Genomic DNA, 18,422 nt, shown 5'->3' with positions numbered 1-18,422 from the left:
ATGAAACCAGTTATAAACAAAGTAAATCATGTTGATAATTTACTGCAAAAGCTTGGACCATTACTCGGATTTATTATTTTAGTTGCAATCGTATCAATTTTAAATCCAAGCTTTTTAGAACCACTGAATCTATTAAATTTACTGCGCCAAGTTGCGATTAATGCGCTTATTGCCTTTGGAATGACATTTGTTATTTTGACGGGTGGGATTGATTTGTCAGTAGGGTCGATTTTGGCTCTATCTAGCGCGCTAATTGCTGGAATGATTGTATCAGGTATTGACCCGATTTTAGCTATTTTAATTGGATGTATCTTAGGTGCAGTAATGGGAGCGATTAACGGTCTTCTTATTACAAAAGGAAAAATGGCACCATTTATCGCAACGCTTGCAACAATGACAATTTTCCGTGGTTTAACGCTTGTCTATACAGATGGAAACCCGATTACAGGTCTTGGTGAAAACTATGCCTTCCAACTATTTGGACGTGGTTATTTCTTAGGTATTCCAGTTCCTGCAATTACGATGATTATTGCATTTGCAGTGCTATGGGTGATTTTACACAAAACATCATTTGGCCGTAAAACATATGCCATTGGTGGAAATGAAAAAGCAGCTCTTATTTCAGGCATTAAAGTACCACGAGTAAAAGTGATGATTTATGCGCTAGCAGGACTTTTATCGGCTTTAGCAGGAGCGATTTTAACATCTCGTTTAAACTCAGCGCAACCAACAGCAGGAACTTCTTATGAGTTAGATGCGATTGCAGCTGTTGTATTAGGTGGAACAAGTTTATCTGGTGGCCGTGGTTTAATTGTTGGAACATTGATTGGTGCTTTAATTATTGGAACGTTAAACAATGGTTTGAACTTATTAGGTGTATCATCATTCTTCCAGATGGTTGTAAAAGGTGTTGTTATCTTGATTGCGGTGTTAATTGATCGAAAAAAATCAGCATAGGAGGGGTTCTCATTGAAAAAGGTCTTACTTGTACTCATGTCGTTTTCACTTCTTATTCTAGCGGCTTGTTCATTAGAGCCTCCAGAATGGGCAAAACCAAAGAAAAAAGGAAATTTAGAAGATATTAAAATTGGCTTATCGGTTTCTACGTTAAATAACCCGTTCTTTGTTTCATTAAAAAATGGAGTTGTAAAAGAAGTGAAAAAGCAAGGAATGGACGTTGTGATTGTTGACGCACAGAACGATTCAGCTAAGCAAGTTAACGATGTTGAAGATTTACTACAACAAGGGGTTGATGTTTTACTGATTAACCCAACAGATTCAGCAGCTATTTCAACAGCTGTTCAATCAGCTAACAATATTGGCATTCCTGTTGTTACATTAGATCGTTCAGCAGATAAAGGAAAGGTCGAAACGTTAGTTGCTTCTGACAATGTAAAGGGTGGCGAAATGGCAGCTGATTACATTGTTGAAAAGTTAGGTGAAGGAGCGAAAGTAGCTGAACTTGAAGGAACTCCAGGAGCATCTGCAACACGTGAACGAGGCAAAGGATTTCATAATGTAGCAGATCAAAAACTTGATGTTGTGGCAAAACAGTCTGCAGATTTTGATCGTACAAAAGGTTTGAATGTAATGGAGAACTTACTGCAAGGAAACTCAGATATTAAAGCAGTATTCGCTCATAATGATGAAATGGCATTAGGAGCTATCCAAGCAATTAACAGCTCAGGTCGAGATGTTCTTGTTGTTGGATTTGACGGGAATGAAGATGCTGTTAATGCTGTAAAAGAAGGGAAGTTAGCGGCAACTGTGGCACAGCAACCAGAATTAATTGGTGAGCTAGCTGTTAAAGCTGCAAGTGATGTTTTAAAAGGCAAGAAAGTTGAAAAGAATATTGCAGCACCGTTGAAGTTAATGACGAAGGAATAATGAAAAGGCATCATGTGCCCTTTAGGGGAGTGTGATGCTTTTAAAATTGTACAAACGTTAGAAGCTAAAATATAATAATATTGACAATAAATATTTTACAGGGGAACTCATACGAGTTGAGAAGGTGAAAACCTGACCCTTTGAACCTGAGAGTTAATACTCGCGTAGGGAGTAAAAGTATACAGTTTGTACATGAAGAATGTTCAGCCCTTTTACTTTTGACGAGTGAAAGGGCTTTTTGTATTCACTCTCTCTTTCAAGTTTATTGTAAATACGAAATTGAAAGGAATTTGTTCGATGAAAAACTTCAAAGGAATTGCATTAGTAACAGGAGCGAGTAGAGGATTAGGATCTGAGATTGCAAGAACGTTCGTAGAAAATGGATACGGTGTTGTGGTGAATTATTATCAGAACAAAGAAAGTGCCGAAATTTTAGTAGATGAGTTAGGGAAAGAAAACGCAATCGCACTTTATGCTGATATTACAAATAAACATGAGGTTGAAAAGTTAGTGAACCAAACGATTAAGCATTATGGATGTATTAATATTATTATCAATAATGCTCTTATAAATTTTAAATTTGATCCAAATGCACAAGAGCCTGTCCATGAGTTAAGCTGGGGGAAATATGTAGAACAGTTTGAAGGATCTGTTCATGGAGCATTGAATACTATTCAAGCAGCTTTACCATATTTGAAAGAAACAGATAATGCGAGAGTCGTGAATATTGGTACAAATTTATTTCAGAATCCCATTGTTCCTTATCATCAATATACAACAGGAAAAGCAGCTCTAGTTGGATTTACAAGAAACATGGCAAAAGAGCTCGGACAATATGGCATTACGGTCAATATGGTATCAGGTGGTCTTTTACAAACAACAGATGCTAGTGCCCTTACAACAGAGGAAGTGTTCAACATTGTCGCAAATAGTTCTGCTTTAAATCGTGTCACCACCCCAAAAGATGTAGCTGAAACAGTGGTATTCTTAGGATCTGACAGAGCTAAAGGAATTACAGGACAAAATATTGTAGTTGATAGTGGCTTAACGATGAACTAAAGATGCACTTCATAAGGAGAATGGAAAACGGAATATGCTACTAAGAGGGCGTATAGGATATTTTATAAGCATATGAAAGGAATGAAGAGAAATGTATTATTCTCCTTATATGTATTCCTATCCTTATTACGTACAGTATCCAGTATTTCAAGCAGAGTACAGGTCTAATCCATATGAAGCTTATTCCTATTGGTACAGCAGAGAAAAAATGGAGTTAAAAGATTATGGAAGACAGCCGTTTGTAGTAAATATTAATGAAGCCACTAAGCAAAATAAAACGTTTCGTACAGCCTTATGGACAGGACGTTATCTGCAGGTTACATTAGATGAGTATTAAACAAGGAGAAGACATTGGGCTTGAAATTCATCCGAAAACAGATCAGTTTTTAAGGATTGAAGAAGGCCGAGGACTTGTTCAGATGGGAAAAACAAAAAATAACTTATCCTTTCGGGAAAGAGTTTCTGATGATGATGCCATTATGGTACCTGCGGGGACATGGCATAATGGCACAAATATAGGGAATAGACCATTGAAGATTTACTCTATTTATGCACCCCCTGAGCATCCGTTTGGTACGGTGCATCGAACGAAAAAAGAAGCAGAGGCTGCTGAACGAGAGAAGTAATTAGTGTAAATTATGTTTATAAATAAAGAGATAAAGATGAAAGAAGGGTGTTTCTCTGTTAGAGAAACACCCTTCTTTTTATATGAGTTCTGTAATTAACAGACTTTTTAAAAAATATAGACAATAAAAATGATTGCCTGTATACTTGTATTGTAAGTTAGTTGTATTACAAGTATACAGGTTAGTTTTTAAAAAAATATTTAATATAAGAATTGCAGAACAAAAAGAGGCTGAAATTGCAGTAGGACTTGCAACAAGTAAAACTCCTTTTGTAAGCACTTACAAAATATTTAATTTACATCGAATGGCAGAGTAGATTGGAAAGGAAGTTTATTATCAGCATTACAGTCGATAATAGCATCAAAACAACAAAAGAAATGCTGTAGTAATACAAACACAATTAAATAATAAAGGCAGGGGAGAAGAGAATGTTTAGTTTAATCGAAAGCGCTTAATTTAGGATGGTTGATATCAGAGGGATAAGGAAGCAAGGTTAAAAGAAAAGGCCAAAAAAGCCTAAAAGGGGGATTTATCTTGAATCAGCTTGAACTAGAACGTTCTACAACAAGGAAAGTAACACTTCGACTAATTCCGTTTCTATTCTTATGTTTTATTATCGCAATACTAGATAGAGTAAATATCGGATTTGCGGCGTTACAAATGAACGAAGATCTTTGGTTCTCCAATGCTGTCTTTGGATTAGGAGCAGGAATTTTCTTTATTGGTTATTTTTTGCTAGAAGTTCCGGGAAGCGCTATGATGACAAAGATTGGGGCAAGAAAATGGATTAGCCGCATTATGGTAACATGGGCGATTATCGCCATCTTTATGGCATTTGTCCAAACTCCTACACAGTTTTATATTGCTCGTTTTCTTTTAGGAGTGGCGGAAGCTAGTTTCTATCCTTGTATGGTTTATTATTTGAGCGGTTTCTTCCAAACAAAACACCATGCTAAAGCTATTGCAGGATTTATGCTCGCTATTCCAGGAGCAAATGCTATAGGTTCGCCTCTTTCTACATTTCTATTAGGAATTGACTGGTTGGGTTTAGCAGGGTGGCAATGGCTATTTATTTTAGAGGCTATTCCAGCACTCATTCTAGGTATTATCTGTTACTTCTATCTTGATGACAGGCTTGAAGATGTAAACTGGTTAAATCGTGGTGAAAAGGAATGGCTAATGAGTGTAATTGCAAAAGAAAGACAGGAAAAGGAAGAAGTGAAGCATTATACTTTTGCGCAAGCTTTAAAAGATCGGGATGTATTGATCTTATCAATTGGATACTTCTGTTGGATGGTTGGCTATTACGGTATTAATATGTTTCTCCCTACCATTTCTCAAGGTCTGGCAGAAGAAACATCACTAAGCACACAAGGTATGGGGTGGGTACTAGGATTGATGTATACGATTGCCATGGTCGTAATGATTATGGTTGGTAATCACTCTGATAAAAAGAATGAAAGGCGTTGGCATGTGGCGGTTTGTTTAACAACTAGTGCAGTGGCTATGATTGCGAGTAGCTATGTAGCAAGTACAAGCATTGTCTTATCATTTATCTTTTTAACCATTGCTTTATGTGGAGCATTTGGAGCATACTCTCCATTTTGGGCTATTCCTCCTTCATTTCTAACAGGGGCAGCTGCAGGAGGAGCAATTGCGCTCATTAACAGTGTTGGAAATCTTGGTGGTTTCTTTGGTCCTTATATCGTTGGGTATATTAAAGATGTTACAGGTTCTTTTAATACAAGTATGATTTTTCTAGGAGTTAGTTTAGTGATTGGAGCAGCGATTATTCTATTTTTAGTAAAGCAATCAGGTAAGGCAGTTAGTCATAAAGTGGAGGAAGATAATGAACAATCTGAGTTAAAGAACTCTATTAATACATGATCATTAAGAATCTTTGTTGGCTTATTTTATAAAACGATGTAACGCTTTTTATACAAAAAGGATGCACATAAGGTGCATCCTTTTTGTTAGCTCAAAGAACAAGCACAGATCTGCAATCATTTCTTTGTGGAATGGTTTACACTTTCCAGTACCGTTCAAAAAGGTTTTTCATATGAGAAGTCATCATTTCAACTGCTTTCTTCTCATCATGATTTTCAATTGCCTCAATAAGCATTTTATGCTCTTTAAAATTCACTTCTCGATAATCTGGACGAGTTACTGTACGGTCGCGAATAAACTGCCACATTTCTTGTTTTTTCATTGCGTTGCTAATATCCGCCATGAAAGTAATAAATAAATCATTATGAGAAGCCTTTGCAATGCCTTTATGTAGTTTCTCATCTGTTTCAGGCACATAAATTCCCTGTTTTGTTTCTTCTTCCATCATATCAATAGTTTTTCTTAAGTCTGCGATATCTTCAGCAGTAGCTCTCATTGCTGCAAGCTTAACAATAAGAGGTTCAATTGTCATTCTTGCTTCCACAATATCTTCAGGCGATACATTTTCTAAAAGAGAAGAAGACTGAGAAGTTCCCGTTGTAATTTTTGTGTTTTTTACGAAAACTCCTTCACCTTGTCTTGAATAAATAATTCCGTTCATTTCAAGTGCACTTAATGCTTGTCTTACAGGTGCACGACTAACACCGAAGTTCGCGCACAGCTCTCGTTCAGAAGGAAGTTTATCTCCAATTTTGAATGTACCGAGTTCAATTTGTGAAAGAATTTGGTCATAAATTTGAATGTATAATTTCTTGTTTGATACAGGATTAAAACTGATAAAAATCACTTCTCTCACTATAAATTCATCGTTACTAAAACGTAGTTTTATTATATACTTTTCTGTTTTGAAGGGCAAAAAATTCTCTATTTTAAGAATCTATTAGCTTGCTTTTACTGTAACAAATTTGCTGAGATTCATACTTAATATTTATATGAAGTTGGCTAGTGTGAAAATGAAGCTTGTTATTTATTTACATAGTAAGTAAGTGTACGAATGAGTGAGGAGGAGAGAAAATGGTAACTTTGATTTATCATACTTGTAATACAGTTATTGATCATCTAGAGAACGAAAAAGCTCGTTATCTTTATACAGTATGAGAGTGTAGAACGTATCTTAAAACAGGGTGAAGAAAATCATAACTAGTTGTTTGTTATTCTTTGAAAAGGTTTACAAATCAGAAGGGTTACCTTTATTATTAGTGTATAAGTTAAAGGGACAATTAAATTATTAAAACAGATAAAGCCCTGTACAAGTAGGAGTGAAAATCATGAAAATCATGAAAATCATCATTGCCTCTGATCACGGAGGAATAAACATTCGCAAAGAAATCATTTCTTTGCTTGAAGAAATGAACGTAGAATATGAAGATATGGGATGCTCATGTGATACATCTGTTGATTATCCAGATTATGCTCTTCCAGTTGCAGAAAAGGTGTCAACTGGAGAAGCAGACAGAGGGATATTAATTTGTGGGACAGGTATTGGAATGAGTATTGCAGCCAACAAAGTAGAAGGAATCCGCTGTGCTCTTGTTCATGATACATTTAGTGCAAGAGCAACAAGAGAGCATAATGATTCAAACGTGCTTGCAATGGGAGAACGAGTTATTGGTCCAGGACTTGCACGTGATATTGTGAAAATCTGGTTAGAAACACCTTTTGAAGGTGGAAGACATAAAGTACGAGTTGATAAAATTAGTAACATAGAGAAGGAATATAGTTCGAACTAAAAAAACCCTGTTCCTTAAATAAGGAATGGGGCTTTTTTAGTTGATTATCTTTGTGAAGCACGATATCCATGATTCTTTGCTTCGCTTGTTGAGCAAAACATTTTTTCTGCAATTGTTCGGTCGTAATAAGCACCGCCTGGCATATGATAAATCTTTTCTCCAGAGCTTGAAATATTTCCTTTAATAGTACAAGAACCTGTTTCTTTTGCAGGCTCTGGCGTATTTTGCGTTGAAGAGGTAGTGTTGGTAGATGTCTTTTCTGATGATTGAGATGAAGATTGATCAGAAGAATATGTACTTCCAACAACAGTATCATTATATCCCTTATCTGTTACATAGTTTTCATATTGCCAGATGCCTAGTTTAGCGGCTTTTGCTTTTTGTTCAAGCGCTTTAAACTCATCTAGATAGCGGGTGTTTGGTGGGAAAACGGCCACACGAGCTAAGCCTTTTTCAATAAGCGTTTTATTGAACATTTTTCCATCTACATAGATATACGCTAAAAGGCGACCATACTGGTCACGTTCTTGAACACCAGGTTCAATTTCAATTTTTTTATTTGAAAGCATCTTTTTTGTAAAAGAGGATGCTTCAGGTCCTACAGGTTGAACTGGTTTGGAAGGGTGAACTGTTTCTGGTGTATCAACAAGAATTAGGCGAACTTTTTCTTCTTTTCCATTCACGGTTGCTCTTAACGTATCTCCATCAACTACGCGCGTAACAGTTGCTTGAAGACGAGAAGAAGCGGTTTCCGATTCCTTTTCCGTGTTTTCATCTTTCTTTTCCTTATTTATATCAGCACTTGATGAAGATGAATCGTTTGAACTGCTTTCTTCTGTGGTAGTTGAGGAAGTTGACATTGAATCAGATGATGTACCACAGCCAGTTAAAGCGACAAAAAAGCTAAGCATCAAAACAACACAAAGCAAATAATGTTTTTTCAAAAAGAATCCTCCTTTATTCTCCTTACAGTATAGAAAAAAGAAGGCGTAAATATCACCTTCTTCGTAACTACGATTATTAATATTACTGCTAATTTTTGTATAAGTAAATGGTTTCAAAGTTATTTTATTCTAGAAGAGAAGAATCAAACCGGCAGCAGCAGGTGTAGCAAAAATGGCGGTTTTTAAAAGGGATTTTGGAGCTAGATTTGTGAATTTGGCTCCAATATAGGCACCAGACATTGTACCAATTAGCACTTTTAGAAGGAGAAGAAAATCAACATATCCTTCTGTAATATAGCCAAGACCGCCGCCAAGTGAAATTGGAATAATAACGAGCATTGTTGTTCCAACTGATTGGCGAACAGATAAATTTAATAACATAAGAAGACCAAGCTGAATAAATGGAGCTGAGCCAATTCCAAAGGTTCCAGACATAATGCCTGTTATAATTCCAAGAATAATACTCTTTATCCAAAGTTCAGCATTTCCCATTAATTTTTGGTTTGCTGTATCTTTTAATAAAAACAGTTTTACTAAAATGAGAATAGCAGATAAGAAAAGCATACTAGCAGTAAGGTAATGTAGGAAATCTGCAGGGATGAGAGCAGCAAACTTAGCTCCAATAAAGGACCCGATTGCAGCAAAAATCCCAACAATAAGACCAATCTTTAAATGAATATTTTTCTCTTGAAAATGACTATAAGCTCCTGATAGGCTAGTAAAAGACATTGCAGCAAGAGAGGTACCAAGTGCTGTATGGATATCAATACTAAATACAACGGTTAAAAGAGCAATTACGAACCCAGCACCTCCAGCTCCAATAAAGCCAAGAAGAGCTCCAAGCACGAGCATGGTAAGAATAATAAGCATGTTGTATATCCTCCTAATGAAATAATTAAAAGAACAGAGGAGGAAAAAAGTAAAGTTGATAATTCCTGACCGTTCCTCTTATACTTTTATAGTCGACTGAATCTTGTCGACCACTAATTATTTTACAAAACGAAACTTATTTATACAAGAAGAGAAAAAGAAAAGAGTGATAAAGTGAGTGACTTTAAAGTTCAAAAGCCATTACCATATTATGAGCAATTTTATAATCAAATAAAAAAAATGATATTTACAGGGAAGTTTAAACCAGGAGAGCGTATTGTAGAAACTCAGCTTGCAAAAGATTTTAATGTAAGTAAAAGTCCGATTCGGGAAGCGATTCGTCTTTTAGAAAAGGAAGGGCTTGTGCATGTTGATGAAAAATCGAGAGTTATAGTCTACAACCCAACAGTACGGGATGTAGAAGAGATTTATTTTTGTCGTATGGCTCTTGAATCATTTGCGACAAAGTTAGCAACTGAAAAAGCAAGTGAGGAAGAAATCTCTCAATTAGAACACATCTTAAAGAAGACAGAAGAAGCAGCCGTAAAAGAGAATTGCCAAGATGAGCTGATTCACCTTAATGAATCTTTTCATTATATGATTGTTGAATATACAAAAAATGCTCGTTTAAAGAAACAGATTGATGAGCTTAATTCTCTCGTCCACTTTTGTCGTATTTTAAACTTTCGAGGAGAAAAACGAACAAGCATTATTTTAAGTCAGCACTACGATATTTTTGAGAAAATGAAAAACCGGGACAATGAAGGGGCTTCTGCCTCAATGGTACAGCACCTTGAACACGATTTGGCTCATTTAAAAGAAGTATTAGTAGAAGAACAAGATTATAGTTAACGTTAAAAGACTCTTTCTCATGATGAAAAGAGTCTTTTTTATTATAAGGTTCTAATAAAAAGCAGGAAAACTAGAGTGGTGTCGGACGTTTAAATAGTAAAATAAGCGTAAATAATATAAGATGATAGAAAATAAAGCAAGTTTAGAAAATTTAAAAAGAGGTATTGCATTGATAATTATATGTAAAAAATAGCAAAAAATTAAAAAAGAAAGAAACGAACATGATAGACTAGTAAATAGGTAAATATTTGGAGGTTAGGTGATGATACAAGCGCAGTTTGTTCAAAGAAAAGCGGAAGAAATTATAAATAGTATTGAAACGATTCTAGTTGGAAAAAGAGATGTTGTAATGCTTAGTTTGGTTGCTCTTCTTTCTAAAGGTCATGTTCTTCTTGAAGATGTTCCAGGAGTTGGAAAAACAAAAATGATGAAAGCATTAGCAGCGTCAATTGGAGCAGATTTCAAAAGAATTCAATTTACTCCAGACCTTCTTCCATCAGACGTTTTAGGTGCATCTATTTACAATCAACGTGAGAACGAATTTGAATATAGACAAGGTCCGATTATGGCTCAGTTTGTGCTAGCTGACGAGATCAATAGAACATCTCCAAAAACCCAATCGGCTCTTTTAGAAGCAATGGAAGAAGGGTTTATTACAGTTGATGGAGTAACGCGTCCTTTGCCAGAACCTTTCTTTGTAATGGCAACCCAAAACCCCGTTGATTTTGAAGGAACGTATCGCCTTCCTGAAGCTCAGCTTGATCGATTTCTACTTAAAATTAAGATGGGATATCCAACGCCAGAGCAAGAAATGAATATTTTAAAAACATCACTCACATCCCATACAAGCATTAATTTACCTTCTATTATTACAATGGATGAACTAAAAGAACTTCAAAAGGAAGTTCAGTTTGTTCATGCAAGTGATTTAGTGAAAAGATATATTGTAAGCATTGTAAATAAAACAAGAAACCATCCGCTCATTCAATTAGGTGTAAGTCCTCGTGGTTCTATTGCTCTTTTAAAAGCCGCTCAAGCATTTGCGCTGCTTCAAGGAAGGGATTATGTCATTCCAGATGATGTCCAACTTCTTGTTTCATCCATTTTGTCTCACCGAATTACTGTTAATGCACAAGGAAGTTTTGAACGTAAAGATGCTGCAGACGTTCTTCAAGAACTTCTGCATGAGACATCTGTACCTGTGATTGGATAGGAGAGGTGTGCTTTGAAGATTTTAAAAACGATTCGTGAACATTATATAACTCAGCTTTTTACAGTAGTTTTTATGGTAGGGTTTCTTTTTTCATATGCTATGTTTCAAGGTGGGTTTGTAAGTTGGTTTTTACTTTATAGCTTTTCTCCTATTCTGCTTTATAGCTTTCTTTTGCTTTTGTATCCGGTAAAGAGAGTAAAAGTGAAGAGAAGTCTTGAAAAATCCTCCTATTTTTACGGAGAAACAGTAAAGTTCTCCATAGAAATTGAGCTCAAGAGATTCTTTCCAATCGCATTTCTCATTGTTGAAGAGAAATGCCCAAAAGGATTAGAGGGAGAAACAAATAAGCTAAGAAAGATCTATTCGCCATTTTTTAAGCGTCATATCACATTTCACTATGAAATCCCGAATGCTAGAAGAGGGGAACATGAGTTAACAGAACTTACGATTAAAGCAAGTGATTTATTTGGTCTTGTTTTTAAAAAAGGAAGCATTAAAACTGAAGATTCTTTTATTGTGTTGCCAAATGTTCTAGATGTTCAGCCGTTTATTCAAAGCTATAAAGAACAAGAAGGGGAAAAGCTAAGTCTCCACAAAGGAAATCAGTCAAATATTGTTTCGGGAGTACGAAATTACATTGCAGGGGATAAGTTTTCACAAATCCACTGGAAAGCCTCCGCTCGTATTCAAGGACTTGTTTCAAAAGAATTTGAACCAAGAATAGAGGAAGATGAAGGGATTGGGCTTTTAGTAGATTTACGAAATGACAACTACTTTGAACAGCGAATGTCGCTTGCAGCTTCCTTTATGTATTGGATGGCTACAAATGATCAAAAATTTCAAATCCTCCTTATTGGCCGAAAGGGATACAGTGGAAAAGTGGAAAGTCTTGCTGAGATGAAGCAGGTTCTCTATTATTTAGCAACTGTCAAAAGCGAAGAAGACTACCCATTTTGGGAGCGAGCTCCACATGAACTTCAGAGGTGGAGTCGAATGAGAGAATTACTCGTTTTTCCAAGTGAGCAAGGAATAAGAGAAGCTGCAATGCTGGAAAAAGCACCAGCAGCAAAACTCCATATGATTATTCCGAACGAGGGAGTGCAGCATAGTGCGCTGAAGTCCTCTTCGTTTGTTTTACATGAAGTAAATATGGATGCTTTTGAAAATGGAATAATTGAGGTGAATCGACAGTGGGGTAACAGCGCGTAACAAAATGAATGTTTTTACACAGCTTCTTTTATATTTTGGCTCGTTTTTTCTCTTATGGGAATGGTTAAAACCACTCGAAACCGTTACAAATACAGGAGGCATTCATTACTTTCTAGCCTTCATTATCTTGAATTTTCTGCTAGCGATCTTTGTGCCGTCTCTTCTTATTAAGTGGACAGTCAAACTTGTTTATATGTATTGGAGCCTTTATCAAATGTTTGGAGAAGGAGAAATTGCTGACTTTTCATTGCTTTCTATCTTGATTGAAAATCTTTCAAAAGATTTTGTGAGTTCTTCATGGATGGATGTTTATAGCTTAACAACCTTATCGAGAACAGTTCTGTTTTTTCTCATACTATGGGTAATGTGTTACGTTATCTACTATTGGGTGATTTTACAAAAAAACATCTTCTTTTTCTTACTCTTAACGCTTATATACGTTACAATTCTTGATACTTTTTCACCGTATGAGGCATTTGTGCCAATCATTCGCATCGTATTTATTGGTCTATTTTTACTGAGTTTTTTGCATTTTGAACGCTTAAAAGAAATCACAGAGAATAGAAGAACAAGTCGGAAGATGACGGTGTTATCACTAATCATTATTATGATTTCTATGACCGCAGCATATATTGCGCCAAAACCTTCTCCACAGTGGCCAGATCCTGTACCATATCTCCAAGGATATGCAGAAGGGGTATACAATGGTGACTCAGGAAGCGGCCAAAAGAAAGTTGGATTTGGGGAAGATGATTCTGAATTAGGGGGAGGGTTTTCAGGAGATGATACGCTTGTCTTTACAGCAGCTACAACTCAAGATAACTACTGGAAAATCGAAACAAAGAACACCTATACAGGAAAAGGGTGGGTTGCTAGTGAAGATGAGACGAATAAATATGAACTTGATAATTTAAAAGGCATTTTTCAGTACAATAAAGAAACGGTGCCAAATGAAAAAGCAGAAGCAGAGCTTACATTTGCTAATCCTTCTTCATTAATTATGTATCCAGCTTCTTTTAATACAATTAGCAGTAATCCTGAGAGCGACTTTTTAGTTCAATCAGTTGAAAAAGAGCGTATTATTTCAGAACAAGGAGAAGTGAATTCTCTTCAATATACGTATGATTATCCTGAGTATAAAGTAGAAATATTACGAGGTCTTGGAAGTGAGAAGGATGAAAAAGAAGATAATCCTTTATTTCAGCAAACATATACACAGTTGCCTGAAAACGTACCACAGCGTGTACGAGATTTAGCTGTTGAGATTACAGGTGATCAAACTAATCGTTATGATAAAGCAAAAGCTATTGAATACTACTTTTCAGAAAACCCGTATGTGTATGATACAGAAGATATTGCGGTACCGAAGGAAAATGAAGATTATGTTGATCAGTTTCTGTTTGAAACGAAAAGAGGATACTGTGACAATTTCTCTACCTCAATGGTTGTGTTACTTCGCTCTGTTGATATTCCAGCTCGTTGGGTGAAAGGATATACACAAGGGTCTTATGTGGAGACAAAGGGAGACAAAGATATTTATGAGGTGACAGAGAACAATGCTCACTCATGGGTTGAAGTTTATTTTCCAACGCTTGGTTGGGTTCCATTTGAGCCAACAAAAAGTTTTAGTAATCCGTATGATTTCACATACGACCTAGAAGAAAATGAAAATGCAGCAGTAGAAGAAAGTGATGATATAAGAGCAACTCCAGCAGCTGCACAACCAGTTCAAGAAGAAGAAAAAAGTACTGCAAAGGAAGCGAAAGAGAGTGGAAATAGCTTGTTATCATCTGTTAGTATAGATAAAATTTGGGTAATCCTTCTTTTCTTGATTGCTCTAATTGGAGTTCTCCTTTATGTAACAAGACAGAAATGGATGCCAACATTTTTAATTAGAATGTACCGCCCAAAAGACGATAAAGCATCTTTTAATAAAGCGTACAAATCTCTTTTAAAACAGTGGCAGCGTAAAGGGGTAGCAAGGGAGAAAGGACAAACTCTTCGCCAGTTTGCTGCAGAAGTTGATGAAAGAATTGGAACAAAAGAGATGAGCAAACTAACGTTTTATTATGAAGAAATGGTTTATAGGGAACAGTATAAAAGAGAAGATTCAAAAGCGATAATTGAATTGTGGGAAAATTTAATTAAAAAGGCAAGTTCTTGACCGTCTTATCGCACATTGATAGAATAATGTCAATTGATACAGTAGACAAGCTTAACGTATAGACGAACATGTTCCGCTTTGCTCTGTTGCATCGTTTGAAAAGAACGGTTGTCCTTCATATATACTCGATAATATGGATCGAGAGTCTCTACCGGAACACCTTAAACGTTCTGACTATGAAGGCAGAAGATTTAGATTGAGGTTTTCTCAAGCTAGAATTCTGCCTTTATTTTTTATGAAGGTAAGAGTTCTAGCTTTTTATTTTTATTCTGTTTTTATGTTAGGTACAACTGTGTGACAAATTTACTGAAGAGGTGAACGTTGTGGAAGGCATGATTCTTGTTTTAGACTTTGGAAGCCAATACAACCAGCTAATTACTCGTCGAATTCGCGAGTTTGGTGTGTATAGTGAGCTTCATCCTCATACAATTACTCCTGAGGAAATTAGAGAAATGAATCCAAAAGGAATCATTTTATCAGGTGGACCAAACAGTGTGTATGGAGAAAACTCATTCCGCTGCGATCCAGAAATTTTTGAATTAGGCATTCCAGTGCTAGGTATTTGCTATGGTATGCAACTTATGACTCATCATTATGGTGGAAAAGTAGAAGGAGCAAAACATCGTGAGTACGGAAAAGCATCTATCCAAACTCAAAATGAGTCTCTTTTATTTAAAGACTTACCAGATGAGCAAATCGTTTGGATGAGCCACAGCGACCTTGTTGTTGAAACTCCTCCAGGATTTGATATTGATGCAATTAGCCCAGCTTGCCCAATTGCTTCTATTAGCAACAAAGATAAAAATCTTTATGCAGTACAATTCCATCCAGAAGTGCGTCATTCTGTATACGGAAATGAACTATTAAAGAACTTCGTGTTTGAAATTTGTGACTGTGAAGATAACTGGTCAATGGAGAATTTTATCGAGATTGAACTCGAAAAAATTCGTGAACAAGTTGGCGATCGCAAAGTTCTTTGTGCACTTAGCGGTGGCGTAGATTCTTCTGTTGTTGCTGTTCTTATTCATAAAGCAATTGGTGATCAGCTTACATGTATCTTTGTTGATCATGGTCTTCTTCGTAAAGGTGAAGCAGAAGGCGTTATGAAAACATTCAGCGAAGGTTTCAATATGAATGTTATTAAGATTGATGCAAAAGAGCGCTTTATGAGCAAACTAGAAGGCGTTTCAGATCCAGAGAAAAAGCGTAAAATTATCGGTAACGAGTTCATTTATGTTTTCGATGATGAAGCAGCTAAACTAGAAGGTATGGATTTCCTTGCTCAAGGAACTCTTTATACAGATATTATTGAGAGTGGTACAGCAACTGCTCAAACAATTAAATCACATCATAACGTAGGTGGTCTTCCAGAAGACATGCAGTTTACGCTTATTGAACCATTAAACGCGTTATTCAAAGACGAAGTACGTGCACTTGGTACTGAGCTTGGTATTCCAGACGACATCGTTTGGCGTCAACCATTCCCAGGTCCTGGTCTAGGAATCCGTGTACTTGGAGCAATTACTGAAGAGAAGCTAGAAATTGTTCGTGAATCAGATGCCATCTTACGTGAAGAAGTAAGTAATGCTGGATTAGAACGTGATATCTGGCAATACTTCACAGTTCTTCCTGATATCCGTAGTGTAGGAGTTATGGGAGATGCACGTACGTATGACTATACAATTGGTATTCGTGCGGTAACATCTATTGATGGTATGACATCTGACTGGGCTCGTATTCCATGGGATGTACTTGAGAAAATCTCAACGCGTATTGTTAATGAAGTATCACACATTAACCGCGTTGTGTACGATATTACAAGTAAGCCACCTGCAACAATTGAGTGGGAATAAGATCAAAAAATGTAAAAGCGAACGAAAACGAACATTCTTCATAAGAATGTTCGTTTTTTTATTGCGCTTTATTTAAAACCCTGCTAAACTAACTAAGGATAATAAAATAAAGTTCTCTTTCCATCGTATAATTTGGGGAATATGGCCCAAAAGTTTCTACCGAGCTACCGTAAATGGCTTGACTACGAGGTACAACAAAAAAAGGGGATAACCTCTGTCAACTTTGTTGTTCTTTGCGTCAGCTTTAAGTACTTTCGGTATAGGAAGTGCTTTTTTGTTTTTTTAAGACGCTATATCTAGGAGGAAAATATACAATGAAGAAGTATTTTGAGTTTGATAAGCTTCAAACTACGTTTCGAATAGAAACATTGGCGGGTTTTACGACGTTCTTATCCATGGCTTATATTTTATTTGTAAACCCAAGTATTTTATCATTAGCAGATACAGAAGGACTTCCAGATTCAATGCATATGGATCAGGGAGCAATCTTTACAGCAACAGCTTTAGCTGCTGCATTTGGTTCGATTATGATGGGGATTTTAGCAAAATATCCAATTGCATTAGCACCAGGGATGGGGCTTAACGCATTCTTTGCTTATTCAGTTGTTCTTGGAATGGGTGTTCCATGGGAGACAGCTCTTGCAGGTGTTTTTGCTTCAGGGCTTATCTTTATTTGCTTAACTGTTGGTGGAATACGAGAAAAGATAATTAATGCAATTCCAATTGAGCTAAAATATGCAGTTGGAGCAGGAATTGGACTCTATATTACGTTTATCGGGATGAAAAATTCGGAAATCATTGTAGCAAGTGAAAGTACATTTGTTGCTCTAGGAGATTTAGCAAAAGGATCAACGCTTCTAGCTGTATTTGGACTAATTGTTACGATTATTCTATTAGTATTGAGAGTTAATGGTGGAATTTTTATCGGGATGATCGTTACTGCTATTGTTGGGATGCTTACAGGATTGATTAATACCCCAACAAGTATAATTGCTCCGATTCCAAGCATTGAGCCAACATTTGGCGTAGCAATTTCTCACTTTGGTGATGTTTTTAACTTAGATATGCTTGTTGTAATTTTAACGTTTTTATTCGTTGCTTTCTTTGATACAACAGGTACACTTGTTGCAGTAGCAACGCAAGCGGGACTTATGAAAGATAATAAGCTTCCAAGAGCAGGCAAAGCATTGTTAGCAGATTCAACAGCAGCAGCTGCTGGAGCTTTATTCGGAACATCAACAACAACAGCTTACATCGAATCAACAGCAGGAGTTGCGGCAGGAGGACGAAGTGGATTTACATCAGTAGTAACAGGGCTATTCTTCCTGGTAGCATTATTTTTCTCACCTTTACTAACTGTTGTTACTTCAGCTGTAACAGCACCTGCATTAATTGTTGTAGGAGTTCTTATGGTAGCAAGCCTTCGTCTTATTAAGTGGGATGAATTTGAAACAGCTGTACCAGCCTTCTTTACGTTAATTATGATGCCGTTAACGTATAGTATTGCAACAGGGATTGCGATTGGCTTTATCTTTTATCCTATTACAATGTTGTTTAAAGGAAGAGGAAAAGAAGTGCATCCAGTGATGTACGGATTGTTTGTTATCTTCCTGCTATACTTTATTTTTCTTGAATAGAACAGTAATGTCGAGGGAGCCTTCTTTATTAAAAGAAGGCTTTTTTGTATCTAAAAGTTTTGTGAATAAAAGGAAAAGGGAAGGGGATTATTTTATAGTAGAAAAATATAAGAAAAGGTATTGACCATTAAAATTACTCGTGGTATATTATTAAACGTTGCTGCAAAACAAACAGTAACTTTAAAAAAAGAAATAAAAAAGTTATTGACTTAACTTTTAAATGATGGTAACATAGTAAGAGTCGCTAACAACGATACAAGAAAGATTGACCTTTGAAAACTGAACAAAATACGTCAACGTTAATTCTATTTTATTTTTAAAACAACGTTTCTTATTAGAAACAAAAAGCTATGGACATCGAAAGATGAAACCAAACTTTCTATGGAGAGTTTGATCCTGGCTCAGGACGAACGCTGGCGGCGTGCCTTATA

Annotated in this window: 15 protein-coding genes, 1 pseudogene and 3 riboswitches; of the genes and pseudogenes, 13 read left to right on the top strand and 3 right to left on the bottom strand. The window is 36.2% G+C overall.

Annotated elements, in window-relative coordinates; genetic code table 11:
- The 5 genes and pseudogenes from rbsC (at position 1) to MOC86_RS18105 (ending at position 5,459) form a co-directional block, all read left to right on the top strand.
- Positions 1 to 957, top strand: a complete 957-nt coding sequence (rbsC, locus tag MOC86_RS18125) for a ribose ABC transporter permease RbsC (RefSeq protein ID WP_268585389.1) — start codon at positions 1 to 3, stop codon at positions 955 to 957.
- Between the two features lie 36 nt (positions 958 to 993).
- A complete protein-coding gene (gene rbsB / locus MOC86_RS18120) occupies positions 994 to 1,887 on the top strand; it encodes a ribose ABC transporter substrate-binding protein RbsB (protein WP_419146656.1) in 894 nt (297 codons plus the stop codon).
- A gap of 89 nt (positions 1,888 to 1,976) precedes the next feature.
- Positions 1,977 to 2,075: riboswitch (TPP riboswitch) on the top strand.
- A gap of 109 nt (positions 2,076 to 2,184) precedes the next feature.
- Positions 2,185 to 2,946 carry a 3-oxoacyl-ACP reductase gene (locus tag MOC86_RS18115; protein ID WP_268585387.1) on the top strand — a complete coding sequence of 254 codons (762 nt, stop codon included), beginning with the start codon at positions 2,185 to 2,187 and terminating at the stop codon, positions 2,944 to 2,946.
- Positions 2,947 to 3,037: 91 nt separating this feature from the next.
- Positions 3,038 to 3,572, top strand: a pseudogene (locus MOC86_RS18110) (cupin domain-containing protein).
- A gap of 534 nt (positions 3,573 to 4,106) precedes the next feature.
- On the top strand, positions 4,107 to 5,459 hold the full coding sequence (locus MOC86_RS18105; protein WP_268585386.1) for an MFS transporter: 1,353 nt from the start codon (positions 4,107 to 4,109) through the stop codon (positions 5,457 to 5,459).
- 136 nt (positions 5,460 to 5,595) lie between these two features.
- On the opposite strand, the gene MOC86_RS18100 is transcribed toward MOC86_RS18105, so the two are convergent.
- Positions 5,596 to 6,306 carry a FadR/GntR family transcriptional regulator gene (locus MOC86_RS18100; RefSeq protein WP_268585430.1) on the bottom strand — a complete coding sequence of 237 codons (711 nt, stop codon included), beginning with the start codon at positions 6,304 to 6,306 and terminating at the stop codon, positions 5,596 to 5,598.
- A 227-nt stretch (positions 6,307 to 6,533) separates the two neighbouring features.
- On the opposite strand from MOC86_RS18100, the gene MOC86_RS27525 reads away from it, so the two are divergent.
- Both MOC86_RS27525 and rpiB read left to right on the top strand, forming a co-directional pair.
- A complete protein-coding gene (locus MOC86_RS27525; RefSeq protein WP_410914774.1) occupies positions 6,534 to 6,617 on the top strand; it encodes a GapA-binding peptide SR1P in 84 nt (27 codons plus the stop codon).
- Between the two features lie 179 nt (positions 6,618 to 6,796).
- Entirely contained in the window at positions 6,797 to 7,249 is a 453-nt protein-coding gene (gene rpiB / locus MOC86_RS18095; RefSeq protein WP_268585429.1) for a ribose 5-phosphate isomerase B, read from the top strand.
- Between the two features lie 44 nt (positions 7,250 to 7,293).
- Here the strand turns inward: rpiB and MOC86_RS18090 are convergent, their stop codons facing one another.
- Together MOC86_RS18090 and MOC86_RS18085 are read right to left on the bottom strand one after the other, a co-directional pair.
- Positions 7,294 to 8,193: a thermonuclease family protein gene (locus MOC86_RS18090; RefSeq protein ID WP_268585385.1), complete on the bottom strand. Its 900-nt coding sequence runs from the start codon at positions 8,191 to 8,193 to the stop codon at positions 7,294 to 7,296.
- 129 nt (positions 8,194 to 8,322) lie between these two features.
- Positions 8,323 to 9,063, bottom strand: a complete 741-nt coding sequence (locus MOC86_RS18085) for a sulfite exporter TauE/SafE family protein (protein ID WP_019390641.1) — start codon at positions 9,061 to 9,063, stop codon at positions 8,323 to 8,325.
- Positions 9,064 to 9,237: 174 nt separating this feature from the next.
- Here MOC86_RS18085 and MOC86_RS18080 point away from each other — a divergent pair, with 174 nt between their 5' ends.
- The 6 genes from MOC86_RS18080 (at position 9,238) to MOC86_RS18055 (ending at position 17,991) form a co-directional block, all read left to right on the top strand.
- Positions 9,238 to 9,915, top strand: a complete 678-nt coding sequence (locus MOC86_RS18080; protein ID WP_268585384.1) for a GntR family transcriptional regulator — start codon at positions 9,238 to 9,240, stop codon at positions 9,913 to 9,915.
- A 262-nt stretch (positions 9,916 to 10,177) separates the two neighbouring features.
- Positions 10,178 to 11,128 carry an AAA family ATPase gene (locus MOC86_RS18075; protein WP_268585383.1) on the top strand — a complete coding sequence of 317 codons (951 nt, stop codon included), beginning with the start codon at positions 10,178 to 10,180 and terminating at the stop codon, positions 11,126 to 11,128.
- Positions 11,129 to 11,140: 12 nt separating this feature from the next.
- Positions 11,141 to 12,337, top strand: a complete 1,197-nt coding sequence (locus MOC86_RS18070; RefSeq protein WP_268585382.1) for a DUF58 domain-containing protein — start codon at positions 11,141 to 11,143, stop codon at positions 12,335 to 12,337.
- Between the two features lie 4 nt (positions 12,338 to 12,341).
- Positions 12,342 to 14,501 (top strand): transglutaminaseTgpA domain-containing protein, encoded by a 2,160-nt coding sequence (locus MOC86_RS18065; RefSeq protein ID WP_268585381.1) that lies wholly within the window; start codon positions 12,342 to 12,344, stop codon positions 14,499 to 14,501.
- A 95-nt stretch (positions 14,502 to 14,596) separates the two neighbouring features.
- A riboswitch (purine riboswitch) is annotated at positions 14,597 to 14,698 on the top strand.
- A gap of 135 nt (positions 14,699 to 14,833) precedes the next feature.
- The gene (gene guaA / locus MOC86_RS18060) at positions 14,834 to 16,354 is read left to right on the top strand and encodes a glutamine-hydrolyzing GMP synthase (protein ID WP_268585428.1); all 1,521 of its coding nucleotides are present in this window, start codon (positions 14,834 to 14,836) and stop codon (positions 16,352 to 16,354) included.
- Positions 16,355 to 16,457: 103 nt separating this feature from the next.
- A riboswitch (purine riboswitch) is annotated at positions 16,458 to 16,559 on the top strand.
- Positions 16,560 to 16,668: 109 nt separating this feature from the next.
- A complete protein-coding gene (locus MOC86_RS18055; RefSeq protein ID WP_268585380.1) occupies positions 16,669 to 17,991 on the top strand; it encodes an NCS2 family permease in 1,323 nt (440 codons plus the stop codon).
- Positions 17,992 to 18,422: the final 431 nt, after the last annotated feature.

Origin of the sequence: Priestia endophytica (assembly GCF_026790145.1) — a bacterium.
GTDB classification, from domain to species: domain Bacteria; phylum Bacillota; class Bacilli; order Bacillales; family Bacillaceae_H; genus Bacillus_I; species Bacillus_I endophytica_A.
Note: the sequence above shows the minus strand (reverse complement) of the source record. Positions and strands in the feature narration are given on the sequence as shown.

Coding starts and splice junctions, on each gene's coding strand:
- MOC86_RS18085 (WP_019390641.1), bottom strand. CDS start 9,063: ATGCTTATTATTCTTACCATGCTCGTGCTTGGAGCTCTTCTTGGCTTT.
- MOC86_RS18065 (WP_268585381.1), top strand. CDS start 12,342: ATGAATGTTTTTACACAGCTTCTTTTATATTTTGGCTCGTTTTTTCTC.
- MOC86_RS18115 (WP_268585387.1), top strand. CDS start 2,185: ATGAAAAACTTCAAAGGAATTGCATTAGTAACAGGAGCGAGTAGAGGA.
- rbsC (WP_268585389.1), top strand. CDS start 1: ATGAAACCAGTTATAAACAAAGTAAATCATGTTGATAATTTACTGCAA.
- MOC86_RS18075 (WP_268585383.1), top strand. CDS start 10,178: ATGATACAAGCGCAGTTTGTTCAAAGAAAAGCGGAAGAAATTATAAAT.
- MOC86_RS27525 (WP_410914774.1), top strand. CDS start 6,534: ATGGTAACTTTGATTTATCATACTTGTAATACAGTTATTGATCATCTA.
- MOC86_RS18055 (WP_268585380.1), top strand. CDS start 16,669: ATGAAGAAGTATTTTGAGTTTGATAAGCTTCAAACTACGTTTCGAATA.
- rbsB (WP_419146656.1), top strand. CDS start 994: ATGTCGTTTTCACTTCTTATTCTAGCGGCTTGTTCATTAGAGCCTCCA.
- rpiB (WP_268585429.1), top strand. CDS start 6,797: ATGAAAATCATCATTGCCTCTGATCACGGAGGAATAAACATTCGCAAA.
- guaA (WP_268585428.1), top strand. CDS start 14,834: ATGATTCTTGTTTTAGACTTTGGAAGCCAATACAACCAGCTAATTACT.